Genomic DNA, 23,965 nt, shown 5'->3' on the forward strand with positions numbered 1-23,965 from the left:
AACCTTGGGCTCGCAAACCGCCGCGACCTCAGATTTCACGGGACGAAAGGTCGCATCGGTAATTAAATCAGCGAGCCCTTCCATCTCAGTGCCGCGCCACGCCACCAAAACCTGGGATGCACTGATAGCGTAAAAGAGCTGGGTATGACCTTCCGGTGGCTTTTCTTTGGCAGTGTCCAACGCCTTGACTGTTGTATAGCGATCACCGAAGGGCACATCTACCACCACACAGGGCCAAACCTGGCCGTTATCCCAGACCCTAGGTGTACGCGACAGATCCAGGCATTGCTGCTCGAAGAACTGATTCACGGAACCCAGTTCGTGCTCATCCCGATTGCTATACGACAAAATACTCATCAAGCCCAAGTTGTAGGCATTGACCAGGCTGTACTCAGGTTGGTGATGCAACAGCAGCGACCAGGCGCGAAAGGGGCAGATTTCCAGCACATGGCGACGATCCAGTTCCGCATCGCTGACGGTGAAGCCGCTGAACTTCCGCTCCGGGAAATGAAACGCCGGTAGCTGAGTCGAATCGTCCAAGGGCGGTTTGATTATTGGTAGTTGGTCACATAGTTGACCGATTCGCAGATAGTGGTAGCGGTACCCCGCATTCAGTGCCTGCGTCTCAATCGGTGAAAAGCCTGAGCGTTGCGGACCATGTATCGGTGTGCGGTCCCCAATATCTGGCCGGGGCGGCTCGGCGCGTTCAGCACGCAAGCGACGGGTTTGCAGTTGGACGGCTAAAGGATCTGCCTCCATCAACAGCGTGATAGGCAGCGGATGCAGGCCCTCGATGCGAATCACCCCCTCAGCATCGGTGCGGCCAACAAACTCCAGCACAAAGCGTTCACGAGTGGCCTCATTCACCGCCCGATAGGGCAAGTTCGCCAGCGGCTCGCCCTGCTCGTCCAGCAACTGGAACTCGATCCAATGCTTTATCTGTTCACCGCCCATAAAATCCTTGTACGGATTGAGGGTGTCCGTGCGGTGCATGGGATCGTTGTACATGGCAGTCCTTAGCAATGGATATGGCGAAAACCCAAAGCGTAAAGAGTTGCTATCGGTGACGAATGTCGGAAGGTTCGCTTTTCAAAGCAGGTGACTTCCTGATCTGAAGATGTGTGGGAAAGGATTGATAATGGCTCAAAGCTAGCATTCCCCGGCCTCTGCAAATCATTCCTTTGGCTGATTTGGCTGAAACATAAGCGCTCTACAGTGCAGATCGTTCACCCAAGACCGTGCAGTCATAAAAGGGATTCGTATGTTGCAGACCCGTGTTATTCCCCCCGCCGAAGGTGCGTACCAATATCCACTGTTGATCAAGCGCCTGCTGATGTCCGGTGCTCGCTACGAAAAGACCCGGGAAATCGTCTATCGCGACAAGCTGCGCTACACCTACCCGACCTTGATCGAACGGGTCGCACGCCTGGCCAATGTGCTGACCGAAGCCGGGGTCAAGGCCGGTGACACCGTGGCAGTGATGGACTGGGACAGCCATCGCTACCTGGAATGCATGTTCGCCATCCCGATGATCGGCGCGGTGATCCACACCATCAACGTGCGCCTGTCGCCGGAGCAAATTCTCTACACCATGAATCACGCCGAAGACCGCTTTGTGCTAGTCAACAGTGAGTTCGTGGGCATGTACCAGGCCATCGCCGGGCAGCTCACTACCGTCGACAAGACCCTGCTGCTCACTGATGGCGAATCAAAGACTGCCGAGCTGCCGAATCTGGTGGGCGAGTACGAAACCCTGCTCGCCGCCGCCAGCCCCAAGTATGACTTCGAGGATTTCGACGAGCATTCCGTCGCGACCACCTTCTACACCACCGGCACCACCGGCAATCCCAAGGGCGTGTACTTCACCCATCGCCAACTGGTACTGCACACCATCGGCGTGGCGACCATCATGGGCAGCATCGACAGCGTGCGCCTGCTGGGCACCAACGACGTGTACATGCCGATCACGCCGATGTTTCACGTGCACGCCTGGGGCCTGCCGTATGTGGCGACCATGCTTGGCCTGAAGCAGGTCTACCCTGGCCGCTACGACCCGGAATACCTGGTGGAGCTGTGGCGCAAGGAAAAGGTCACCTTCTCCCACTGCGTGCCGACCATCCTGCAAATGGTGCTCAACGCCAAGGCCGCCCAAGGCGTGGATTTTGCCGGCTGGAAAATCGTCATCGGCGGCAGCGCGCTCAATCGCTCGCTGTATGAGGCGGCGAAGGCGCGCGGGATTCAACTGACCGCCGCGTACGGAATGTCCGAGACTGGCCCGTTGGTGTCCTGCGCCCATCTCAACGAAGAGCTGCTGGCCGGCAGCGAAGACGAGCGCATCACCTATCGCATCAAAGCCGGCGTGCCCGGACCGTTGGTGGAAGCGGCGATCATGGACACTGAGGGTAACTTCCTGCCGGCCGACGGCGAGTCCCAGGGCGAGTTGGTGTTGCGTGCGCCTTGGCTCAGCGAAGGTTATTTCAACGAGCCGCAGAAGGGCGCCGAGCTGTGGGCTGGCGGCTGGATGCACACCGGCGACGTGGCCACGCTGGATGCATTTGGTGTGATCGATATCCGCGACCGCATCAAGGACGTGATCAAGACCGGCGGCGAGTGGATCTCCTCACTGGCCCTCGAAGACCTGGTCAGCCGTCACCCGGCGGTACGCGAAGTAGCGGTGGTGGGCATCGCCGATCCGCAGTGGGGCGAGCGCCCGTTTGCGCTCTTGGTAGTGCATGATGGCCATATGATAGGGGCCCGCGAGCTCAAGGAACACCTCAAGCCTTTTGTCGAATTGGGCCATTTGAGCAAGTGGGCGATTCCAAGCCAGATCGCCGTTGTTACTGAAATTCCCAAGACCAGTGTCGGCAAACTCGATAAAAAACGTATCCGTATCGACATCATCGAATGGCAGGCCAACAACAGTACCTTCCTGTCCACTCTCTGATGCCCCTCGCCGTGCCCGTTCGGGCACGGCAATGCTCTATCTTGCGCCTCTACTTGTGATTTGCCGATTTTCAGCCATCCTCTCCGCGTCGGCCTTTGCCGACATGGCGAAAGGGCTGTGGCAGACGGGTCGGTGATGCGAATCACACTTTAGAGGGATCAAGCGGTACCCCCCTGCTGGCTATAGTCCTACTCAGAGTTTTTCAAGGATGCGTCGCTTCGGGCCATGGAGGTTCAGTTGCCAGGGCGGCATTGGAATCGTTGTATTCCGGCCGTTACAAGCATCACAAAAGAACTCACTGCCATAACAATAATGCACATGGAGTAGCGTCGATGACCTCAGTAAACCAGTTCTGGCGCCGGGCAAGATTGCCATTGGCCGTCAGCCTCGCCTCTACGCTCGCCGGGCCCGCATTCGGCGTCAGTTTCAATATCGGTGAAATCGAAGGGAGTTTTGACTCGTCTCTTTCCGTGGGTGCGAGCTGGTCGACGGCCAAGCCCAACAGCGATCTGATCGGTGTCAACAACGGTGGCAAGGGCCTGTCCCAGACCTCCGATGACGGTCACTTGAACTTCAAACGTGGCGAAACGTTCTCGAAGATCTTCAAGGGGATTCATGACCTGGAGCTGAAGTACGGCGATACCGGCGTATTTGTGCGTGGCAAGTACTGGTACGACTTCGAACTCAAGGACGAGAGCCGCGAGTTCAAGGACATCAGCGATAACAATCGCAAAGAGGGCGCCAAGTCTTCCGGTGGGCAGATACTCGATGCGTTTATCTACCACAACTATTCCATCGCCGATCAGCCCGGCAACGTGCGGTTCGGTAAGCAGGTAGTGAGCTGGGGTGAAAGTACCTTCATCGGCGGCGGCATCAACTCTATCAACCCGATCGATGTGTCTGCGTTCCGTCGTCCGGGTGCCGAAATCAAGGAAGGCTTGATTCCGGTCAACATGTTCTATGTGTCGCAAACCCTGACCGATAACTTGTCGGCGGAAGCGTTTTATCAGTTGGAATGGGACCAGACCGTCACGGATAACTGCGGGACGTTCTTCTCGCAGCCTGATGTTATTTCCGATGGCTGTAGTAACAATTTGCGAGTGCTGAACAGCCGTCGCTTCCTGCCTGGCGCAGTACTGCCAGGGCTTGCCGCGAACGGCGTCGACGTCAATAACGAGGGCGTATTGGTGCGCCGCGGCCCTGATCGTGATGCGCGCGACAGTGGTCAGTTCGGTGCAGCGTTCCATTACAACTACGAGCCTCTGGATACAGAGTTCGGCGCATACTTCATGAACTACCACAGTCGCGCTCCGATCTTCAGTGCCCAGGGCGCCCCGCAATCGAAATACACCGGCGCAACGCCAGGTCTGCCTGGTCAATTGCGTCCGTTGGTGGTCGCGGGTAACTCCAATTATTTCGTTGAGTACCCTGAGGACATTCGTCTTTATGGTTTGAGCTTCTCCACAACCTTGCCTACGGGAACCGCGTGGAGTGGCGAGTTTAGTTATCGTCCTAACGCCCCCGTTCAACTGAGCACCACCGACATTCTGTTTGCGGGTGTGAAGCCGCTTGGTGGTCCGGTGCTGGGCAATGCATCGTTGCTGAACGGGGCTCCCGGTCAGGACTTGCATGGTTATCGGCGTAAAGAAATCAGCCAGTTCCAAACGACCTTTACCCACTTCTTCGACCAAGTCATGGGCGCCAGCCGCTTGACCCTGGTGGGTGAAGTCGGCGTAACCCATGTGGGCGGACTGGAGAGCAAGTCTGACGTTCGCTACGGTCGAGACCCTGTCTTCGGCCCTGGATCGCTGCCCAACAACGCCTGTGCGAACTTGAACACGTCTACTGCACAAGGTGGGGGGCTGGCCAATGCCAATAGCTTGAACACTAACTGCAACAATGATGGCTTCACCACCGCCACTTCCTGGGGTTATCGCGGTCGGGCCATCTGGGAATACCCGGATGTGTTCGCTGGCGTCAACCTCAAGCCAAACGTGGCCTGGTCCCATGACGTCAAGGGGTACTCCCCGGGTCCTGGCGCCAACTTCGAAGAAGGCCGCAAGGCCGTCAGCCTTGGCCTGGATGCCGAATATCAGAACACCTACACCGCCAGCCTGGCCTACACCAACTTCTTCGGTGGTGATTTCAGCACGGTGAATGACCGCGACTTCGTCGCCCTGAGCTTCGGCGCGAACTTCTAAGCACACTGTATTTTCAGGAAGAACCAGAACATGAAAATAACCAAAAGTCTGTTGCACGTGGGTGTGCTTGGACTGTCGATCCTGGCGAGCAACGTCATGGCGGCAGTGTCGGCGGATGAAGCCGCCAAGCTGGGCACCAGCCTGACCCCGATGGGCGCGGAAATGGCCGGTAATGCGGCCGGCACCATCCCGAAATGGTCGCCGCTGCCGACCAATGCGGGGGCTGTGGATTCTAAAGGTTTCCTGGCCAACCCTTACGCCAGTGAACAACCGCAATTCACCATCACCGCGCAAAACGTCGAGCAGTACAAAGACAAGCTGGCACCGGGGCAGTACGCGATGTTCAAGCGTTACCCGGAAACCTTCAAGATGCCGGTCTACCCGACCCATCGTGGCGCCACCGTGCCGGCGGAGGTGTTCGCCTCCATCAAGAAGAACGCCACCACCACCAACCTGGTGTCCGGCGGCAATGGCCTTGAGAACTTCGAAACGGCCGTGCCGTTCCCGATTCCGAAAACGGGCGTCGAGGTTATCTGGAACCACATCACCCGTTATCGCGGTGGCAGCGTGACTCGCCTGGTAACCCAGGCCACGCCGCAAACCAACGGTTCCTACAGCCTGGTGTACTTCCGCGACCAGTTCGTGTTCCGCGACAAGATGAAGGACTTCGACCCGAAAAACCCAGGCAACGTGCTGTTCTACTTCAAGCAGCAAGTGACCGCGCCAGCACGCCTGGCCGGTGGTGTGCTGCTGGTGCACGAAACCCTGGACCAGGTGAAGGAACCGCGTTCGGCGTGGGTCTACAACGCCGGCCAGCGCCGTGTGCGCCGGGCGCCGCAAGTGTCCTATGACGGGCCGGGTACTGCCGCCGATGGCCTGCGGACTTCCGACAACCTCGACATGTACAACGGTGCGCCGGATCGCTACGACTGGAAACTGGAAGGCAAGAAGGAAATCTACATCGCCTCCAACAGCTACAAGATCGACGATCCGAAGCTCAAGTACGCCGACATCATCAAGGCCGGCCACATCAACCAGGACCTGACACGCTACGAGCTGCGCCGCGTCTGGCACGTGGTCGCCACCTTGAAGGAAGGCCAGCGCCATATCTATGCCAAGCGTGACTTCTTCATCGACGAAGACACCTGGCAAGCTGCGGTGATCGATCACTACGACGGTCGTGGCCAGCTGTGGCGCGTCGCCGAAGCCCATGCCGAGAACTACTACGACAAACAAGTACCGTGGTACGCCCTGGAAACCCTCTACGACCTGCAGTCCGGCCGCTACCTGGCCCTGGGCATGAAGAACGAAGAGAAGCAGGCCTATGACTTCGGCTTCACCGCCACCACCAGCGACTTCACCCCAGCGGCTTTGCGCCAGGACGGTGTTCGCTAAGCTGCAGCTGTAACCCAATGTGGGAGGGGGCTTGCCCCCGATAGCAGTGTGACAGTCAGCCTAGGCATTGACTGACCCACCGCCATCGGGAGCAAGCCCCCTCCCACTTTTTGTTTGTGGCGATATTTTTTGTCGCAGTTCTTTTTCAGGCAAATGTTGCAAAGATCTACAAACCTGCTGCTTTTACCGCTAGTCTGCGGACATCTGCAATGCCGACAACAGCCTTCTACAAGAGCCCGGCGATGACTGATCTGTCCCGAATCCATGGGCCTGCCAGTGTGGTAATCCCGACCCTGGAAGGTCGCTTCTACAGGCCTCCGCTGCCTGACGGCTACGTGCTGCGCCCACGCCTGTGTGAACGGCTGAGCGCCGGCCTCGACGGGCGGTTGCTGTTGGTCAGCGCCCCGGCGGGTTTCGGCAAGAGTTCGTTGGCGGTGGAATTCTGCCAGAGTCTGCCATCCCACTGGCAAAGCCTGTGGCTGGGCCTGAGCCCTCGGGACAACGACCCAGGACGCTTCCTTGAGCGTCTGCTCGAAGGGTTGCAGCAGTACTTCCCCGCACTCGGCGCCCAATCCCTGGGTCTGCTGAAAATGCGCCAGCGTCACCAACCTTTTGCCTTTGAAGAATGGCTGGATGGCTTGCTTGATGAGCTGGCGGTCCATCTGTCCACGCGGGCGCCGTTGCTGCTGGTGCTGGACGACTATCACCTGGCCCAGGGCCCGGTGCTGGACCGCTGTCTGCAATTTTTCCTCAATCATCTGCCTGACGGCCTGGTGGTACTGGTCACCAGTCGCCAGCGCCCGGACTGGCATCTGGCACGCTTGCGCCTATCGCGGCACCTGTTGGAGTTGCACGAGCAAGACCTGCGCCTGACCCATGCCGAATCCCAGGCGCTGTTGGATCGCCACAGCAGTTCCCTGAGCGGTGAGGCCCTCGACAATCTGATCCGTCGCAGCGAAGGCTGGGTGGCGGGACTGCGCTTCTGGCTGCTGGCGGCTTCCGAAGCTGGCAACGAAGGCGCCTTGCCGCAAAACCTGCACGGTGGGGAAGGGCTGATCCGCGACTATTTGCTGGAAGAGGTGATCGACTGCCTGCCGCCCGACGTGCAGGCGTTCCTGTTCGATACGGCCCCCCAGGATCGTTTCTGCAGCGAATTGTGCGACGCCGTGCGCGAAGCCCATGACAGCGCCGAGATCCTGCGTTACCTACAAGCCCACCAGGTTTTCCTGGTGCCCTTGGACGAGCAGGGCCATTGGTACCGCTATCATCATTTATTCTCCGACCTGCTGCGCACCCGCCGTGCGAGCAGCAATGTACTGCCGGCCGCCAGCCTGCACCTGCGCGCTTGCCGCTGGTTCAACGGCCAAGGCTTGATCGACGAGGCGGTAGAGCAGGCGTTACGCGCCGGGCACCTGGACGTTGCGGCCAGCCTGGTGCAGAACCTGTCCGAAGAGCAGCTGCTGGCCGAGCAGAATGTCGGCATGTTGCTGCGTTGGAAAATGGACTTGCCCGACAGTCTGTTGATCAGCACACCGCGTTTGATCGTGCTGTACAGCTGGGCACTGGGATTGGCCTGTCAGTTGGATGCCGCGGAAGAACTGTCCGGCTACCTCAGTCGCTTCCTGCCCGCTCCGTCGGCCACGGCGCAAAAGTCGATGCTGGCCCAGTGGCTGGCGCTGAGCGGGATTATCGCCCGTGGCCGGGGTGACCGTGAGTTGACTGAGCGTTATTGCAGCGAGGCCTTGGAAAGTCTGCCGCAACGGCGTTACGGGCAACGTCTGGTGTGCCTGTCGACGCTGTCCAATCTGGCGATTGCCAATGGTGACTTGTGGCGCGCCCGTGGGCTGAACCGCGAATCACTGGAGTTGGCGCAGCGCGTCGGCAACCCGTTGTTTGAAGCCTTGGCCCATTACGATCGTGCGCGGGTATTGCAAGCACGCGGCGAAATCCTGCGGGCTCTTGATGAAGTACGCCAGGGCCTGCAACGTTTGCATGGGCTGGCGCCGCAGCGGCTTTACGCGGTACGTGCGCGTTTGTCGTTGTACGAAGGTTATCTGCTGTTGGTGCGCAATCAGCCGGAAGCCGGGATCGCCCATCTGCGCGCAGGCCTGGCGGAGGCGCGCGCCTGTCGCGACATCAGCGTCCTGATCGGCCATTGCGTAATCGCCAGCTTCGAAGGGCGGCGCAATGACTTCTCCAAAGCCTTCGCCGAGCTCGCCGAGGCCGAACGCTTGATGCATATCTGGGACGTGCCTCCCATCTACTACCTGGCGATGATCACCCTGATCAAATGCGAGCTGTGGCTGGCCCAGGGCCGCACCGACCTGGCCGACGCCTGGTTGACGCGGCTGGGGCAGACCTACAACGGCGAGCAGGCTGCCGCTGCGCCGGAATTCCACCCGCATTTGCCGCAACATATCGGGCTGCAACAAGCCGCCCTCGATGCCATCCGCCATCAGCCCGAGGCCGCATTGCAACGGCTCGACGCACTGGCGCAACAGGCCCATGACAGTGGGCGCCAGATGATTGCCTTGATGGCGCTTACCCAGCAGGCACAGTTGCTGCTGGACGGCGGTCAGGAAGCCAAGGCGCGGCCGGTATTGGCGCGAGCGCTTGAGGCCGGTGCCGGAGGAGCGTTGCAACCTTTCCAGAGGCTGCTGGAAAACCACCCGGACTGGATGCGCGAGCAACTTGGCAAGGATCCCCAGGGCGTGCTGAATCAGAGCCTTGTGGTGCTGCTGCCCGTCGTTGTGGCGGCTGACGTGTCACCTAACCATGAGGCCCTGAGCGTCCGGGAACTGGCCGTGTTGCAACTCATTGCCCAAGGCTGCTCCAACCAGGAAATCAGCAACCGACTGTTTATCTCACTGCACACCGTCAAGACCCACGCCAGCCACATCAACAGCAAGCTTGGCGTGGAGCGACGCACCCAGGCGGTGGCGCGGGCGCAGGAGCTTAGGTTGATTGGCTAGCGTGTTTACTCGCGCTGGAGCGGCAAGCGCTCCCCTTCTGTTTTAATAGTGCGTTTACTTCAGCGCTATTTGATTTGCACCCGAGGACTGCCCATGGAACCCACAACGCCCGCGCTCATCCGCGAAACCTTCCCCGTCGGGCCCCTGCAATGCAACTGCACCATCATCGGCGATCCCATCACCAAAAAAGCCATCGTGGTCGACCCCGGCGGCAACCATGAGCTGATCCTGGCACGCCTCGACGCGCTGGGCCTCAAGGTTGTGAGCATCATCCACACCCATGCCCACCTCGATCACTTCCTGGCATCCGGCCAGTTGAAAGAGAAAACCGGCGCCACGTTGCACCTGCACAAGGAAGATCAGTTCCTGTGGGACAACCTGGAAATGCAGTGCCAGATGTTTCGCGTGCCCTATACCCCGGTGCCGTCGCCGGACCGGTGGCTGGAAGATGACGAAGAATTGGCCTGCGGCTGCGGCGTAGCCTTGCATACGCCGGGTCACACGCCGGGGTCGATGAGTTTCTGGTTTGCCGATGCCAAGCTGCTGATCGCCGGCGACACGCTTTTCCGGCGTGGCGTGGGGCGCACGGATTTGTGGGGTGGGGACCAGGCCACTATCGTGCGCTCGATCAAACAGCGGCTTTACACGCTGGACGAGGGCGCCACGGTGGTCACCGGTCACGGGCCGGATACGCGCTTGGGCGAGGAGATGCGCGAGAATCCATTTGTGCGGGCTTGAGGGCAATCTGTTGTAGCAAAAACGCAGGTCGCGTTCAGCTGAGATCTGCTACGTTTTCTATAGCGGTAATGTGGCTAACCTTTTGTTACAGCTGCGCGATTGGTCACGGAATTTTTGCCATTTGTCGTGTTCAAAACTCGGCACTGGTCCATTGCCAATGTCCTCTGCACCACAGAATGCAAAAGTAGGAGCTCTCTTCATGTTCACTCCGCGTCGTCTGCTTGTTGTCGCCACCGCCGTAGCCCTGTTATCCGGCTGCGCTTCACCTAATCCTTATGACGGCAGCAGCCAGGGACAGGCGAATAATGAATCCAGCGGTATGAGCAAAACCGCCAAGTACGGCGGCCTTGGTGCTCTGGCCGGTGCATTGGCCGGTGCTGCCATCGACCATAACAACCGTGGCAAGGGCGCACTGATCGGTGCGGTGGTTGCAGGTGCTGGCGCAGCGGGTTACGGCTACTACGCCGACCAACAGGAAAAGAAACTGCGCGAGAGCATGGCCAACACCGGGGTTGAAGTGCAGCGTCAAGGCGATCAGATCAAGCTGATCATGCCGGGCAACATCACCTTTGCCACCAACTCCGACGCGATCTCCAGCAGCTTCTATCAGCCGCTGAACAACCTGGCCAACTCCCTCAAGCAGTTCAACCAGAACACCATCCAGATCGTGGGCTACACCGACAGTACCGGTAGCCGCCAGCTGAACATGGACCTGTCCCAGCGTCGTGCGCAGAGCGTGGCCAACTACCTGACCTCTCAAGGCGTCAACGGTGCCAACCTGAGCGCACGAGGTGCCGGCCCGGATAACCCGATTGCCAGCAATGCCGACGTTAACGGTCGCGCCCAGAACCGTCGCGTAGAGGTCAACCTTGGGCCAATTCCAGGTCAGCAATACGGCGGTCAGCAGCAGGCGCCTCAACAAAACAACCAGTTCCAGGGCAACCCGTACCAGCAGTACCAGTAAACAGCGAAATAAAAAGGGCGCCGTGCAATCAATGCACGGCGCCCTTTTTTGTGCCTGTCGGTTACATCAGTCGATGTATTCGAACACCTTCACGATTTTCTGCACGCCGGATACACCCTGTACCAGGGTGGAGGCTCGGGTGGCTTCTGCCTGTGTCAGCAAGCCCATCAGGTACACGATGCCGTTGTCTGTCACGACCTTGATCCGCGAGCCAGGGATCGCGTTGTCGGTCAGCATCTGTGCCTTGATCTTGGTGGTCAGCAGCGCGTCGTTGCTGATGGCCAGCAGGGTGATAGGGTCCATGACCTGCAATTCGTTGTGGACCTTCTTGACGCGCTGAACCGAGGCGGCTGCTTGTTCTGCTTGAGCCTTGAGATCGGCCCGCGGGGTTTGACCGGCGAGCAGTACGACACCGTTGAAGCTGGTGACGACGATGCGCGACGCACCGTTGCCCAGATCCGTGGCGGCTTTGGCGACGTTGACTTCCACCTTGGTTTCGATCAACGAGTCGTCGATCTTGCTGCCGAAGGTGCGGGTGCCCTTGTCATCCTGAATAGGGGTGTCACGTGTTGCAGTGATCGCCGTGCTGCAGCCGCTGATGCCGAGGCACAGCGTAATGGCCAAGAGGCCGAGGCGGTTAACGGTCATTCTTCACTCCCAAACAGTTGGCTGTCGATCAGATCGCACAGGCAGTGGATCGCCAGCAGGTGGACTTCCTGAATACGTGCGGTGACATTGGCCGGGACGCGAATTTCAACATCTTCGGGCAGCAGCAGCGAGGCCATGCCGCCGCCATCGCGTCCGGTCAATGCTACGACAATCATTTCGCGATCATGTGCGGCCTGGATCGCTTGAATAATATTCGCCGAGTTGCCGCTGGTGGAAATCGCCAGCAGGACATCGCCCGGTTGGCCCAGGGCGCGGATCTGCTTGGAGAAGATTTCGTTGTAGCTGTAGTCGTTAGCAATCGAGGTGATCGTCGACGAATCGGTCGTCAAGGCGATAGCCGGCAGGCTCGGACGCTCACGCTCGAAGCGGTTGAGCAGCTCGGACGAGAAATGCTGGGCATCGCCAGCCGAACCGCCGTTGCCGCACGAAAGCATTTTGCCCTCGTTTAGCAAGGCATTGACCATGACCTGACTGGCTTGCTCGATGTGCGGTGCAAGTACGTCCATCGCCTGTTGCTTGGTGTCGATGCTGGCCTGGAAAAGCTGGCGAATTCGGGATTGCATGTCCATCTGTGTGACCTTAAGTAGCGCGGCTGTTTGGCACAGGAATGTGCAGCCCGCAAAGCAAAGAGCAAAAGTGTGTGGTGAAGATGTCCGGTGAGTCAGCTGTCGAAGGCATCTTTGAGCCAGTTCAGATCAGCCTTGCCAGACGGTGTGCTTTCTATGGCAACCACGTCGAAGCGGCAGGGGGCGTCGGCCCACCGATGCTCTTTCTGCAGGAAAAACTGCGCGGCGAGTATCAGCTTCTGACGCTTGCGCCCGTCGATACTGGCGAGCGCGCCACCCCATTGTGCGTGTTTTCTGTAGCGGACTTCGACGAATACTACTGTATCGCCGTCAAGCATGACCAGATCAAGCTCGCCGCGTTTACACAACCAGTTCTGCGCCAGCAGGCGCAGACCCTGTTGCTGCAAGTGTTGCAGAGCTTGAAGTTCGGCATCCTTGCCGCATTGCGCGCTGGTCCGCTCGGGCATCAGCGCGGTGTGTCCGGCAGGCGTTGGACCTCGCCACCGACGAACTTGGCCCAAGGCATCTGGCGATCGACGCGCTGGTTGGCGCTGATACCCAGGTTGCCCGAAAGACCGTCAACCCGTGTATCCGGCAGCGCCTTGAGCTGGCCCAGGCGTGGTGCGAGGCGGTAGGCGTCGACGCCCATTGCATACAGGCGACCAAGGCTGCCATTGGCTTGCGGCCATTGTGCAGCAACCTGGTTACGCAGCGGATCGGTGGTGTTGAGCAGCCAAGGCGTTTCGCAGAACATCACGTTGGTCATGTCCAGATACTGGTTGCGGTCACCGCTGGCGCTGAACACGTGGGACGTTGCGTAGACCGGCACATCGCCTGCGTACTGGAAGTTCAGGGTCGGCTTGATCTGCTGGGCCAGTTGCGGGGTGACGGCCAGGAAGATGAATTCGATGTCCTGGCGACGCGACGGTTGTGCCGCTACGTCGGTGCCCACGGTACTTTGCAGGCTCTTGGCGCGGCCTTCGCTTTTACGCAGTTGGAACAGATCGGCAATCTGCTGGGCCAGGGCGACCGGCTGGTCGACATACTCGACACCCATAACGGTGCCGCCATTGGCTTCCCAGTCCTGGCGGAACGCCTTGTAGACGCGCTCACCCCATTCGCCACGCGGCACCATCGCGGCTGCGCGATGCAGGCCGTCGGCACGGGCACGGCGCGACACTTCGCGGGCTTCGTCCTCAGCGGCCAGCCCGAACTGGAACAATTGCGCGGGGCCTTGATCGGTTTCGCTGTAGTTCAGCGCCAGGGTGGTGATCGGCAGTTGCGGGCGCGCACTGAGCTGTTTGACCAGCGGCTTCTCCAGTGGGCCGACAACCAATTGCACGCCGGCGGCCTGGGCCTTGGCGTAGAAGTCGTCGATGGAGGTCAGGCGCGAGCTGTCATAGAACTCGATCACCGGCGGCTTCTGGCCGGCTTGTTCAGCCTGGTAGTGAGCCGCCATGAAGCCTTCGCGCAACGCCTTGCCGACGGAGGCCAGCGGGCCTTCTTGTGGCAGCAGCAGGGCGATCTTGTTCAGGGGTTGGCTCGCCAGTTCCTTGAGTTTGGTCAGCGGCGTAGGCAGCTGCACGGCGGCCGGGTGGCCCGGATTCTGCGCACGCCAGGTGTCGATAGCCGCCTGTTGTTGCTCCAGCGTACCGGCGCCCTTGACCGCCTGGGCCAGGGTGATCCAGCCGTCCAGGATCGGGGTGCCGCTGGCTTGCAGCTGTTCGGCCGGCAGTGCGGCAATCAGCGTCCAGATGGCTTCGTGATTACTGTTGGCGGCCTCGCCAGTCAGCAGTGGCGCCATCGCGACCCTCTCGCGGGCAGCGGCGAGGGTCTGGCCATCGGCTTCGTAAGCGCGGGCATGCACGGTACCGGTGCGGATCTGCTGTTCGGTCGGCAGATCCTTCAGGCTTTGCAGGCTTGGGTGGTTCAAGGCCGTCAGCGCGGCTTTGGGCTGGTTGCGCGCCATGGCCAGTTCGGCGGCCAGTGTGCTGGCAAATACTTGTGCGGCTGGCTTGAGGGTATCCAGGGGCACTTGTGCAAGAATCTGCGATGAGCGGCCGGGATTGTTCTGTTTGTAGGCCATGTCTGCCGCACTCAGGCGCAGCAATGCGGCCTTTTCTGGCGTCTTGGCGGTGGTGGCCTGTTCGAGCAATTGCTCGATACTGGCATCCGGGGTCCGTGGAAGTTCGCCAAGGCTGGACGAGGGCGAGCTGGCGCAAGCCGCCAGTAAGGCAGCGAGGCAGAGGGCGGAGAGCAGCCGCAGGCAAGCGATCATGTAAGTGTTCCTGATACCGATCAAATTAGCGTGGAATTGTACCCAAGCACTGGCCCAGGCGCGATGTTACTGGCGTGAAACCGTCGATTTAGGTCGTGCAAATGTTGCTATTGGGCTGCCGTTGGCAATCGGCGGCTGAAAAGGCGTCGGCCGTGATGGCATATTTTCAAGGCGTCTACGCGCTACAATGTGGCTTTTGCCAACCATCGAGGTGTGCGTTTTGACTGCTCCAGGTCCTTTGAATTCCACTGCAGGCTCGCTTTTTGTCGTGGCGACGCCCATTGGCAACCTGGACGACATCAGTGCCCGGGCGCTGAAAGTGTTGCGCGAGGTTAAATTGATCGCGGCGGAAGACACGCGGCACTCCCAACGGTTGATGCAGCATTTTGGTATCAGCACGCCATTAGCCGCGTGCCACGAGCATAACGAACGCGAAGAAGGCAGCCGCTTTATCGTACGCCTGCTGGCCGGTGACGATGTGGCGCTGATCTCCGACGCGGGCACGCCGCTGATTTCCGATCCGGGTTACCACTTGGTTCGCCAGGCGCGGGCCGCTGGTATCAATGTAGTGCCTGTTCCGGGGGCGTGCGCGCTGATTGCTGCATTGTCGGCGGCAGGCCTGCCTTCGGACCGCTTTATCTTCGAGGGTTTCCTGCCGGCCAAGGCGGTGGGGCGGCGTGCGCGTCTTGAGGCGGTAAAGGAAGAGCCACGGACGCTGATCTTCTACGAAGCGCCGCACCGCATCCTTGAATGTCTGCAGGATATGGAATTGGTGTTCGGCGGCGCGCGCCTGGCATTGCTGGCCCGTGAACTGACCAAAACCTTCGAAACCCTCAAGGGGCTGCCGCTGGAGGAACTGCGCGCGTTTGTCGAAGGTGACAGCAATCAGCAGCGCGGCGAGTGTGTGGTGCTGGTGGCGGGCTGGACGGCGCCGGAAGCCGAAGATGCAGTCGGCAGCGAGGCCATGCGTATCCTGGACCTGCTGCTCAAGGAAATGCCCCTCAAGCGTGCCGCAGCCTTGGCGGCGGAAATCACCGGCTTACGCAAGAACGTGTTGTATCAAGTCGCGCTAGATAAACAAAAAGCTGAATAGTTCCGGGGTTATAGCTGTATCTCGTCTGAACGTGATGGCGATGCTGCACTTTTAGTACTTGTCCTGAGGCCGCCGTGCCGTTAACCTGCGCGGCGGAGAGTCGATTGGACAGTCGCTGCCCTCTATGAAAATTAGGGGGGGGAGGAAAGTCCGGGCTCCATAGGGCGAAGTGCCAGGTAATGCCTGGGAGGCGTGAGCCTACGGAAAGTGCCACAGAAAATAACCGCCTAAGCACTTCGGTGCCGGTAAGGGTGAAAAGGTGCGGTAAGAGCGCACCGCACGACTGGCAACAGTTCGTGGCTAGGTAAACCCCACTTGGAGCAAGACCAAATAGGGTCCCAAGGCGTGGCCCGCGCTGGGACCGGGTAGGTTGCTAAAGGTGTCCAGTGATGGCCATCGTAGACGAATGACTGTTCAAGACAGAACCCGGCTTACAGATCGACTCTCCACCTTTTTCCCTCTGCCTGAATCTCAGGCAGAAACTCGGTAGTAGCGCAAGAATCCCTCCCTGCCAAATCATTGGCAGATGCATCTTCGTAATACCAAAAAAATCTTACTCTTAATAAATTACTTTAACTTTAAGTCGTAGCTCTTTGAGCTATTTGATCTTGCTGGGTCAAAAACACCGTCGAACTCTGGTTTCTCCTGCTTTTACGCTCCTAAATCTCCGTTCTGTAAGGCTTTTCCTTGAATCCGCGCCTTGACGGTGTGGTGGGCGCATTCCTATAGTGTGCGCAAGTGGCGGAAAGTGGCACAAAGTGGGTTTTTTGAACGTAAAACGCTAAAATTTGGAGAAACGCATCTGTGTTTCGCGGAGCTAACGCTATCAGTCTCGATGCAAAAGGCCGTCTCGCTATGCCGAGCCGGTATCGTGACGAGCTGATTTCGCGAAGTTCCGGGCAGTTAATCATCACGATCGATGCCGTTGACCCTTGTTTATGCGTTTACCCCCTCGATGAGTGGGAGTTGATCGAAACCAAATTGCGCGCCCTGCCTTCATTGCGTGAAGAAAACCGCCGCCTGCAGCGTTTGCTGATCGGTAATGCCGTCGACCTTGAGCTCGATGGCAGCGGTCGTTTCCTGGTGCCCCCGCGTCTGCGCGAGTACGCCAAGCTGGACAAGCGCGCAATGCTGGTCGGCCAACTGAACAAGTTCCAATTGTGGGACGAAGATGCCTGGGATGCTGTTTCTGCAGCTGACCTGGCTGCTATTCAACAACCGGGCGCTATGCCTGATGAACTGCGTGATTTGATCCTGTGACTATTGATAGCGGCTTTAACCACATCACCGTACTGCTTGACGAAGCCGTTGAGGCTCTCGCCGTACGCGCGGATGGCTGCTATTTGGATGGCACCTTCGGCAGGGGCGGGCACAGTCGGTTGATACTCAGCCAGCTCGGGTCCGACGGTAAGCTCCTCGGGTTCGACAAAGACCCCCAAGCGATTGCCACCGGGCAAGCGCTAGCGGCCGAAGACGGCCGCTTTGTCGTTGTGCAGCGCAGCTTTGCCGAGCTGGGCGCCGAAGTGGCTGAGCGCGGCATGGCGGGCAAGGTGGCCGGGGTTTTGCTCGACCTGGGCGTGTCTTCGCCACAGCTCGACGACCCGGAGCGCGGCTTCAGTTTCATGAACGACGGCCCCCTCGACATGCGCATGGACCCTACCCGTGGCATCAGCGCGGCACAGTTCATCGCCACCGCTCCCCATGAAGAAATCACCCGCGTATTCAAGGAATACGGTGAAGAGCGCTTCGCCGGTCGCATGGCCCGTGCCGTGGTCGAGCGCCGCGAGATCCAGCCGTTCGAGCGCACTGCCGACCTGGCCGAAGTGCTGAAAGTCGCCAACCCTGCCTGGGAAAAGGGCAAGAACCCGGCGACCCGTGCGTTCCAGGGTCTGCGTATTCACGTCAATAACGAATTGGGCGATCTGGAAGCAGGCCTCGAAGCCGCTCTGGACGCGTTGGAAGTCGGCGGTCGCCTGGTGGTGATCAGCTTCCACTCCTTGGAAGACCGCATCGTCAAATTGTTCATGCGTCGCCTGGTCAAGGGTGAGTCCGACAACCTGCCGCGCAACCTGCCGGTGCGTTTCGAGGCCTTTGTGCCGAAAATCAAAATCCATGGCAAAGCGCAGTTCGCTTCCGAAGCGGAACTCAAGGCCAACCCACGCTCCCGTAGCGCCGTCATGCGCGTCGCGGAGAAGCTGCGGTGAGCAAGCTTTTCGCCAAGCCCCTGCCGGGCGGCAGCTTCTTCATGATGCTGCTGTACGTCGGCGTGCTGGTGTCCGCGATTGCGGTGTCCTACAGCGCGCACTACAACCGCCAATTGCTCAATACCCTCTATGGGGAATTGAGCGTGCGCGACAAAGCGCAGGCGGAGTGGGGCCGGTTGATCCTTGAGCAAAGCACCTGGACGGCCCATAGCCGTATCGAAGTGCTGGCGACCGAACAACTGAAAATGCACATCCCGGGCGCGGCCGACGTTCGCATGGTGGCGCCATGATGAAGCTCGAAGGCGCACTCTACCCATGGCGCTTCCGCCTGATGCTCGGCTTGCTGGCATTGATGGTGGGTGCGATTGCCTGGCGCATCATTGACCTGCAGGTGGTCGACCGCGACTTCCTGATCGGCCAGGGCGATGCCCGTAGCCTGCGTCATATCCCGATTCCTGCGCACCGCGGTCTGATCACTGACCGTAACGGCGAGCCTCTGGCCGTCAGTACGCCGGTGACCACCCTGTGGGCCAACGCCAAGGAATTGCAGGTGGCCAAGGACAAGTGGCCACAACTGGCTGCCGCCTTGGGCCAGGACCCAAAGGCCCTGGCTGAGCGTCTTGAAGCCCAGGCCAACAAAGAATTCATCTACCTCGTTCGCGGCCTCACCCCCGAACAAGGCCAGCAAGTGCTCGACCTTAAAGTCCCCGGTGTCTACGGCATCGAGGAGTTCCGTCGTTTCTATCCGGCCGGTGAAACCACTGCCCATATGGTCGGCTTTACCGACATCGATGACCACGGTCGCGAAGGCGTCGAGCTGGCCTACGATGAGTGGCTGGCCGGGGTTCCCGGCAAACGACAAGTCATCAAGGATCGGCGCGGCAGACTGATCAAGGATGTCCAAGTCACCAAAAACGCCAAGGCCGGCAAGCCCTTGGCGTTGTCGATTGACCTGCGTCTGCAATACCTGGCCAACCGCGAGCTGCGTAACGCGATCATCGAGAACGGCGCCAAGGCCGGCAGCCTGGTGATCATGGACGTGAAGACCGGCGAGATCCTGGCCATGGTCAACCAGCCGACCTACAACCCGAACAACCGTCGCAACCTGCAACCGGCGATGATGCGCAACCGCGCCATGATCGACGTGTTCGAGCCGGGTTCGACCATGAAAGCCATCTCCATGAGTGCCGCCCTGGAAACCGGACGCTGGAAGCCCAGCGACAAGGTCGAGGTGTACCCCGGCACGTTGCAGTTGGGCAAATACACCATTCGTGACGTATCGCGCACCGAAGGTCCAGTGCTGGATTTGACAGGCATCCTGATCAACTCCAGTAACGTCGGCATGAGTAAGGTCGCGTTCGATATCGGCGGCGAAACCATCTACCACCTGGCGCAAAAAATCGGCCTGGGCCAACCCACCGGCCTGGACTTCCCTGGTGAGCGCGTCGGCAACCTGCCGAACTACCGCGACTGGAAAAAGGCCGAGACCGCCACGCTTTCCTATGGTTACGGTCTGTCGGTAACCGCTATCCAACTGGCTCACGCCTTCTCCGTACTGGCCAACAATGGCCGCATGGTGCCGCTGAGCCTGATCCACGTTGACGAAGCGCCAAAAGCCACGCAGGTCATCCCGGAAAATGTCGCCAAGACCATGCAAGGCATGCTGCAACAAGTGATCGAAGCGCCACGTGGCGTATTCCGTGCCCAGGTGCCGGCTTATCACGTAGCAGGCAAGTCCGGTACCGCACGTAAGACGTCGGTGGGGACCAAGGGCTATGCCGAAAACTCCTACCGTTCGCTGTTCGCCGGCTTCGGCCCGATGAGCGACCCACGCTACGCGATTGTTGTGGTGATCGACGAGCCGAGCAAAGCCGGTTACTTCGGTGGCCTGGTTTCGGCGCCTGTGTTCAGCAAAGTGATGTCCGGCACCCTGCGCCTGATGAACATCACGCCGGACAACCTGCCGCCGACCCAACAAGCGAACGCCGGACCACCGGCCGCTGCAGTCAAAGCCAATGGAGGGCGCGGCTGATGTCTCTTAGCCTGAACAAGATTTTCGCCCACGCCGGCCGCGATCTGCTGATTCGCGAGTTGACTCTGGACAGCCGTAATGTGCGCGCTGGTGACCTGTTCCTGGCGGTGCCGGGCGGCAAGGTCGATGGCCGTGCGCATATAGCCGACGCCTTGCAGCGCGGTGCAGCCGCCGTGGCTTATGAAGTGGAAGGCGCCACCGTGCTGCCGATCACCGATGTGCCGCTGATCCCGGTCAAAGGTTTGGCCAAGCAATTGTCGGACATCGCCGGGCGCTTCTATGGTGACCCGAGTCGTCACCTCAATCTGGTGGGCGTGACTGGCACCAACGGCAAGACCAGCGTGACCCAGTTGGTTGCCCAGGCGCTTGACCTGCTGGGCCAGCACTGCGGCATCGTGGGCACCTTGGGCACCGGGTTTTATGGCGCGCTGCAAAGCGGCCTGCATACCACGCCGAATCCTATCGCCGTGCAAGCGACCCTGGCCGACCTGAAAAAGGCCGGTGCCAAGGCGGTTGCCATGGAAGTCTCGTCCCACGGCCTCGACCAGGGCCGCGTGACTGCACTGGCGTTTGACGTGGCAGTGATGACCAACCTGTCCCGTGACCATCTGGACTACCACGGCACCATGGAGGCGTACGCGGCCGCCAAGGCCAAGTTGTTCGCCTGGAGTGACTTGAAGTGCCGGGTCGTGAACCTGGACGATGAGTTCGGTCGCCAACTGGCTGCCCAGGACAGCGAATCGCGTTTGATCAGCTACAGCCTGCTGGACGCCAGCGCATACCTGTACTGCCGCGAAGCCCAATTCAATGACGAAGGCGTGCGCGCCACGCTGGTAACGCCCCAGGGCGAACACCACCTGCGCAGCACGTTGCTCGGGCGTTTCAACCTGAGCAACGTCCTCGCCGCCATCGGCGCGTTGCTTGGCCTGGATTACGCCCTGGACGAGATCCTCAAGGTGCTACCGAAGCTGGAAGGTCCGGCCGGTCGCATGCAACGCCTGGGTGGCGGCACGCAGCCGCTGGTGGTGGTTGATTACGCCCATACCCCGGATGCCCTGGAAAAAGTCCTCGAAGCCCTGCGCCCTCACGCCAAAGGCAAGTTGCTGTGCCTGTTCGGTTGCGGCGGTGATCGTGATCGCGGCAAGCGTCCGCTGATGGCCGAGATTGTCGAGCGCTTGGCCGACGGCGTGCTGGTCACTGATGACAACCCGCGCAGCGAAAGCCCGAGCCAGATTTTCGACGATATCCGCGCAGGCTTCAAAGACGTCTCCAAAGCGACGTTCGTTGCTGGTCGCGGTGCGGCCATCGCGCAATTGATCGCCGGCGCCAGCGCTGACGACGTGGTCGTACTGGCCGGCAAAGGTCACGAGGACTACCAGGAAATCAACGGCGAGCGCCATGCCTTCTCCGATCTGGTCGAGGCCGATCATGCCTTGACCGCTTGGGAGGTTGCCCATGCTTAAGGCGATGACATTCGGTGAACTGACCCAGGCCCTGTCGGCCCGCGTGCTGTCGAGCGATTGCCGCTTCGATGGCGTGAGCATCGATAGCCGGGCGATCAAGCCGGGGCAACTGTTCGTCGCCTTGGCCGGCCCACGCTTTGACGGTCACGATTACCTGAACGACGTCGCTGCCAAAGGTGCCGTGGGTGCCTTGGTGCAGCGCGAAGTCGCAGACTCCACCTTGCCGCAACTGCTGGTCGCCGATACCCGGCTGGCCCTTGGCCAATTGGGTGCGCTCAACCGTGCAGCGTTCGATAAGCCTGTCGCCGCCGTCACTGGCTCCAGCGGCAAGACCACGGTCAAGGAACTGCTCGCCGGTGTACTGCGCACACGCGGCCCGGTACTTGCGACCCGTGGCAACCTGAACAATGATTTCGGCGCCCCGCTGACCCTGCTCGAACTGGCCCCGGAACACACGGCGGCGGTGATAGAACTGGGGGCTTCGCGCGTCGGCGAAATCGCCTATACCGTGGCGCTGACCAAGCCCCACGTTGCGATCATCAACAATGCCGGCACCGCCCATGTGGGTGAGTTCGGCGGTCCGGAAAAAATCGTCGAAGCCAAGGGCGAAATCCTTGAAGGCCTCGACGCTTCGGGCACCGCCGTATTGAACCTCGACGACAAGGCTTTCGAGACCTGGCGTGCACGCGCTGCCGGTCGCAAGGTGCTGACGTTTGCCGTATTGAATGCCGCCGCAAACTTCCATGCCTCCAACATCACGGTGGATGCCCGTGGCTGCCCAGCCTTCACCTTGCACACCCCGCAAGGTAACGAGCACGTGCAGTTGAATCTGCTGGGCAACCATAACGTCGCCAACGCCTTGGCCGCCGCCGCTGCCGCCCATGCCCTGGATGTGTCGCTGTTCGGTATCGCCACGGGCCTGGGCGCGGTGCAGCCGGTCAAGGGCCGCACCGTGGCGCAACTTGCCAGCAACGGGATGCGGGTGATTGATGACACTTACAACGCCAACCCGTCCTCCATCAATGCCGCTGTGGATCTGCTCAAAGGCTTTGATGGGCGCAAAGTCCTGGTACTGGGCGATATCGGCGAGTTGGGCGATTGGGCTGAACAAGGCCATCGTGAAGTCGGCGCCTATGCCGCTGGCAAAGTGGACGCGCTCTACGCCGTTGGCACGAACATGGCCCATGCGGTCAACGCTTTCGGCCCCGGTGCGCGGCATTTCGCAACCCAGGCCGAGCTGATCCAGGCCTTGGACGCAGCAGAACAAGACAAACACACAACCATTTTGATCAAGGGATCGCGCAGCGCGGTGATGGAAAACGTCGTCGCGGCCTTGTGCGGTTCAAGTACGGAGAAACATTAATGCTGCTGCTGCTGGCTGAGTATCTGCAACAGTTCCACAAAGGCTTCGCGGTCTTTCAGTACCTGACCCTGCGCGGGATCCTGGGTGTGCTGACCGCGCTGTCTCTGTCGCTGTTTCTGGGACCGTGGATGATCCGCACCCTGCAGAACCTGCAAATTGGTCAATCGGTACGTAATGACGGCCCGCAGTCGCACCTGTCCAAGTCCGGCACCCCGACCATGGGCGGCGCGCTGATCCTGTCGTCGATCGGTATCAGCACCCTGCTCTGGGCAGACCTGCACAACCGTTACGTCTGGACGGTGCTGCTGGTGACTTTGCTGTTCGGCGCCATCGGCTGGGTCGATGACTACCGCAAAGTGATCGAGAAAAACTCCAAAGGGCTGCCGAGCCGCTGGAAGTATTTCTGGCAGTCGGTATTCGGCCTGGGCGCGGCGATCTTCCTGTACACCACCGCACCAAGCGCAGTGGAAACCACCCTGATCATTCCGATGCTCAAGGACGCCAGCATTCCACTGGGCATCGGCTTCGTGGTGCTGACCTACTTCGTGATCGTCGGCTCCAGCAACGCGGTGAACCTGACCGATGGCCTCGACGGCCTGGCGATCATGCCGACGGTGATGGTGGGCGGCGCGCTCGGCATCTTCTGCTACCTGTCGGGTAACGTGAAATTCGCCGAATACCTGCTGATCCCTTATGTACCGGGCGCGGGTGAATTGATTGTGTTCTGCGGCGCCTTGATCGGTGCCGGCCTGGGTTTCCTGTGGTTCAACACCTACCCGGCACAAGTCTTCATGGGCGACGTCGGCGCACTGGCGCTGGGCGCAGCCTTGGGCACCATTGCGGTGATCGTTCGCCAGGAAATCGTGTTGTTCATCATGGGCGGCGTGTTCGTGATGGAAACCCTGTCGGTGGTCATCCAGGTGGCCTCCTTCAAGTTGACCGGGCGCCGGGTGTTTCGCATGGCGCCGATTCACCACCACTTTGAACTCAAGGGCTGGCCGGAGCCACGCGTGATTGTCCGTTTCTGGATCATCACCGTGATTCTGGTACTGGTCGGCCTTGCCACCCTGAAACTGAGGTAGA

18 protein-coding genes, 1 other RNA gene and 1 pseudogene are annotated in these 23,965 nt (G+C 60.0%); 15 read left to right on the top strand and 5 right to left on the bottom strand.

The genetic code is table 11. The features are described 5' to 3' along the window. Positions 1-1,008: pseudogene (locus tag NDJ82_RS20520) on the bottom strand (lipase family protein); the annotation flags it as partial. A 253-nt stretch (positions 1,009-1,261) separates the two neighbouring features. Here NDJ82_RS20520 and NDJ82_RS20525 point away from each other — a divergent pair. The 6 genes from NDJ82_RS20525 to NDJ82_RS20550 all read left to right on the top strand — a co-directional run bounded on the left by NDJ82_RS20525 (position 1,262) and on the right by NDJ82_RS20550 (position 11,214). Continuing rightward, a complete protein-coding gene (locus tag NDJ82_RS20525) occupies positions 1,262-2,944 on the top strand; it encodes a fatty acid--CoA ligase (protein WP_250926186.1) in 1,683 nt (560 codons plus the stop codon). A 332-nt stretch (positions 2,945-3,276) separates the two neighbouring features. After that, entirely contained in the window at positions 3,277-5,145 is a 1,869-nt protein-coding gene (locus tag NDJ82_RS20530) for a DUF1302 domain-containing protein (RefSeq protein ID WP_250926187.1), read from the top strand. A gap of 30 nt (positions 5,146-5,175) precedes the next feature. After that, positions 5,176-6,540, top strand: coding sequence for a DUF1329 domain-containing protein (locus NDJ82_RS20535; RefSeq protein ID WP_150675047.1), 1,365 nt, complete (start codon positions 5,176-5,178; stop codon positions 6,538-6,540). A 242-nt stretch (positions 6,541-6,782) separates the two neighbouring features. Further along, entirely contained in the window at positions 6,783-9,512 is a 2,730-nt protein-coding gene (locus NDJ82_RS20540) for a winged helix-turn-helix domain-containing protein (RefSeq protein ID WP_250926188.1), read from the top strand. A gap of 93 nt (positions 9,513-9,605) precedes the next feature. After that, positions 9,606-10,250 (top strand): MBL fold metallo-hydrolase, encoded by a 645-nt coding sequence (locus tag NDJ82_RS20545; RefSeq protein WP_099584906.1) that lies wholly within the window; start codon positions 9,606-9,608, stop codon positions 10,248-10,250. Positions 10,251-10,449: 199 nt separating this feature from the next. Continuing rightward, positions 10,450-11,214, top strand: a complete 765-nt coding sequence (locus NDJ82_RS20550; protein ID WP_099584907.1) for a YiaD family glycine zipper/OmpA-like lipoprotein — start codon at positions 10,450-10,452, stop codon at positions 11,212-11,214. A 66-nt stretch (positions 11,215-11,280) separates the two neighbouring features. Here the strand turns inward: NDJ82_RS20550 and NDJ82_RS20555 are convergent, their stop codons facing one another. The 4 genes from NDJ82_RS20555 to NDJ82_RS20570 form a co-directional block, all read right to left on the bottom strand. Next, complete coding sequence (locus tag NDJ82_RS20555) at positions 11,281-11,862, bottom strand: BON domain-containing protein (protein WP_250926189.1); 582 nt, start codon at positions 11,860-11,862, stop codon at positions 11,281-11,283. Further along, positions 11,859-12,452: a phosphoheptose isomerase gene (locus NDJ82_RS20560; protein WP_007904374.1), complete on the bottom strand. Its 594-nt coding sequence runs from the start codon at positions 12,450-12,452 to the stop codon at positions 11,859-11,861. Before NDJ82_RS20560 ends, NDJ82_RS20555 begins: the two co-directional genes overlap by 4 nt. Before the next feature lie 92 nt (positions 12,453-12,544). Beyond that, complete coding sequence (locus NDJ82_RS20565) at positions 12,545-12,916, bottom strand: YraN family protein (protein ID WP_099584908.1); 372 nt, start codon at positions 12,914-12,916, stop codon at positions 12,545-12,547. Then, the gene (locus NDJ82_RS20570; RefSeq protein ID WP_112193521.1) at positions 12,916-14,727 is read right to left on the bottom strand and encodes a penicillin-binding protein activator; all 1,812 of its coding nucleotides are present in this window, start codon (positions 14,725-14,727) and stop codon (positions 12,916-12,918) included. Before NDJ82_RS20570 ends, NDJ82_RS20565 begins: the two co-directional genes overlap by 1 nt. A gap of 187 nt (positions 14,728-14,914) precedes the next feature. Between NDJ82_RS20570 and rsmI the strand changes: the two genes are divergently transcribed. The 9 genes from rsmI to mraY all read left to right on the top strand — a co-directional run bounded on the left by rsmI (position 14,915) and on the right by mraY (position 23,964). After that, a complete protein-coding gene (gene rsmI, locus NDJ82_RS20575; protein ID WP_160385005.1) occupies positions 14,915-15,820 on the top strand; it encodes a 16S rRNA (cytidine(1402)-2'-O)-methyltransferase in 906 nt (301 codons plus the stop codon). Positions 15,821-15,916: 96 nt separating this feature from the next. Further along, positions 15,917-16,270, top strand: an RNA gene (gene rnpB, locus NDJ82_RS20580) — RNase P RNA component class A. A gap of 354 nt (positions 16,271-16,624) precedes the next feature. Further along, on the top strand, positions 16,625-17,080 hold the full coding sequence (mraZ, locus tag NDJ82_RS20585) for a division/cell wall cluster transcriptional repressor MraZ (RefSeq protein WP_003171868.1): 456 nt from the start codon (positions 16,625-16,627) through the stop codon (positions 17,078-17,080). Beyond that, positions 17,077-18,024 carry a 16S rRNA (cytosine(1402)-N(4))-methyltransferase RsmH gene (gene rsmH / locus NDJ82_RS20590; protein WP_026137039.1) on the top strand — a complete coding sequence of 316 codons (948 nt, stop codon included), beginning with the start codon at positions 17,077-17,079 and terminating at the stop codon, positions 18,022-18,024. Before mraZ ends, rsmH begins: the two co-directional genes overlap by 4 nt. Continuing rightward, the gene (gene ftsL, locus NDJ82_RS20595; protein ID WP_076951227.1) at positions 18,021-18,314 is read left to right on the top strand and encodes a cell division protein FtsL; all 294 of its coding nucleotides are present in this window, start codon (positions 18,021-18,023) and stop codon (positions 18,312-18,314) included. The genes rsmH and ftsL overlap by 4 nt, the downstream gene beginning before the upstream one ends. Next, complete coding sequence (locus NDJ82_RS20600) at positions 18,314-20,056, top strand: peptidoglycan D,D-transpeptidase FtsI family protein (RefSeq protein ID WP_164673122.1); 1,743 nt, start codon at positions 18,314-18,316, stop codon at positions 20,054-20,056. The genes ftsL and NDJ82_RS20600 overlap by 1 nt, the downstream gene beginning before the upstream one ends. Next, positions 20,056-21,519 (top strand): UDP-N-acetylmuramoyl-L-alanyl-D-glutamate--2,6-diaminopimelate ligase, encoded by a 1,464-nt coding sequence (locus tag NDJ82_RS20605; protein WP_099584910.1) that lies wholly within the window; start codon positions 20,056-20,058, stop codon positions 21,517-21,519. The genes NDJ82_RS20600 and NDJ82_RS20605 overlap by 1 nt, the downstream gene beginning before the upstream one ends. Beyond that, complete coding sequence (locus NDJ82_RS20610; RefSeq protein ID WP_250926190.1) at positions 21,512-22,882, top strand: UDP-N-acetylmuramoyl-tripeptide--D-alanyl-D-alanine ligase; 1,371 nt, start codon at positions 21,512-21,514, stop codon at positions 22,880-22,882. The genes NDJ82_RS20605 and NDJ82_RS20610 overlap by 8 nt, the downstream gene beginning before the upstream one ends. Continuing rightward, complete coding sequence (mraY, locus tag NDJ82_RS20615) at positions 22,882-23,964, top strand: phospho-N-acetylmuramoyl-pentapeptide-transferase (protein WP_078740796.1); 1,083 nt, start codon at positions 22,882-22,884, stop codon at positions 23,962-23,964. The genes NDJ82_RS20610 and mraY overlap by 1 nt, the downstream gene beginning before the upstream one ends. Position 23,965 lies beyond the last annotated feature (1 nt).

The sequence above is a fragment of the Pseudomonas sp. SR18 genome (genome assembly GCF_023701505.1).
Classification (GTDB): domain Bacteria; phylum Pseudomonadota; class Gammaproteobacteria; order Pseudomonadales; family Pseudomonadaceae; genus Aquipseudomonas; species Aquipseudomonas cyclaminis.

Coding starts and splice junctions, on each gene's coding strand:
- NDJ82_RS20525 (WP_250926186.1), top strand. CDS start 1,262: ATGTTGCAGACCCGTGTTATTCCCCCCGCCGAAGGTGCGTACCAATAT.
- NDJ82_RS20530 (WP_250926187.1), top strand. CDS start 3,277: ATGACCTCAGTAAACCAGTTCTGGCGCCGGGCAAGATTGCCATTGGCC.
- NDJ82_RS20535 (WP_150675047.1), top strand. CDS start 5,176: ATGAAAATAACCAAAAGTCTGTTGCACGTGGGTGTGCTTGGACTGTCG.
- NDJ82_RS20540 (WP_250926188.1), top strand. CDS start 6,783: ATGACTGATCTGTCCCGAATCCATGGGCCTGCCAGTGTGGTAATCCCG.
- NDJ82_RS20545 (WP_099584906.1), top strand. CDS start 9,606: ATGGAACCCACAACGCCCGCGCTCATCCGCGAAACCTTCCCCGTCGGG.
- NDJ82_RS20550 (WP_099584907.1), top strand. CDS start 10,450: ATGTTCACTCCGCGTCGTCTGCTTGTTGTCGCCACCGCCGTAGCCCTG.
- NDJ82_RS20555 (WP_250926189.1), bottom strand. CDS start 11,862: ATGACCGTTAACCGCCTCGGCCTCTTGGCCATTACGCTGTGCCTCGGC.
- NDJ82_RS20560 (WP_007904374.1), bottom strand. CDS start 12,452: ATGGACATGCAATCCCGAATTCGCCAGCTTTTCCAGGCCAGCATCGAC.
- NDJ82_RS20565 (WP_099584908.1), bottom strand. CDS start 12,916: ATGCCCGAGCGGACCAGCGCGCAATGCGGCAAGGATGCCGAACTTCAA.
- NDJ82_RS20570 (WP_112193521.1), bottom strand. CDS start 14,727: ATGATCGCTTGCCTGCGGCTGCTCTCCGCCCTCTGCCTCGCTGCCTTA.
- rsmI (WP_160385005.1), top strand. CDS start 14,915: ATGTGGCTTTTGCCAACCATCGAGGTGTGCGTTTTGACTGCTCCAGGT.
- NDJ82_RS20600 (WP_164673122.1), top strand. CDS start 18,314: ATGAAGCTCGAAGGCGCACTCTACCCATGGCGCTTCCGCCTGATGCTC.
- NDJ82_RS20605 (WP_099584910.1), top strand. CDS start 20,056: ATGTCTCTTAGCCTGAACAAGATTTTCGCCCACGCCGGCCGCGATCTG.
- NDJ82_RS20610 (WP_250926190.1), top strand. CDS start 21,512: ATGCTTAAGGCGATGACATTCGGTGAACTGACCCAGGCCCTGTCGGCC.
- mraY (WP_078740796.1), top strand. CDS start 22,882: ATGCTGCTGCTGCTGGCTGAGTATCTGCAACAGTTCCACAAAGGCTTC.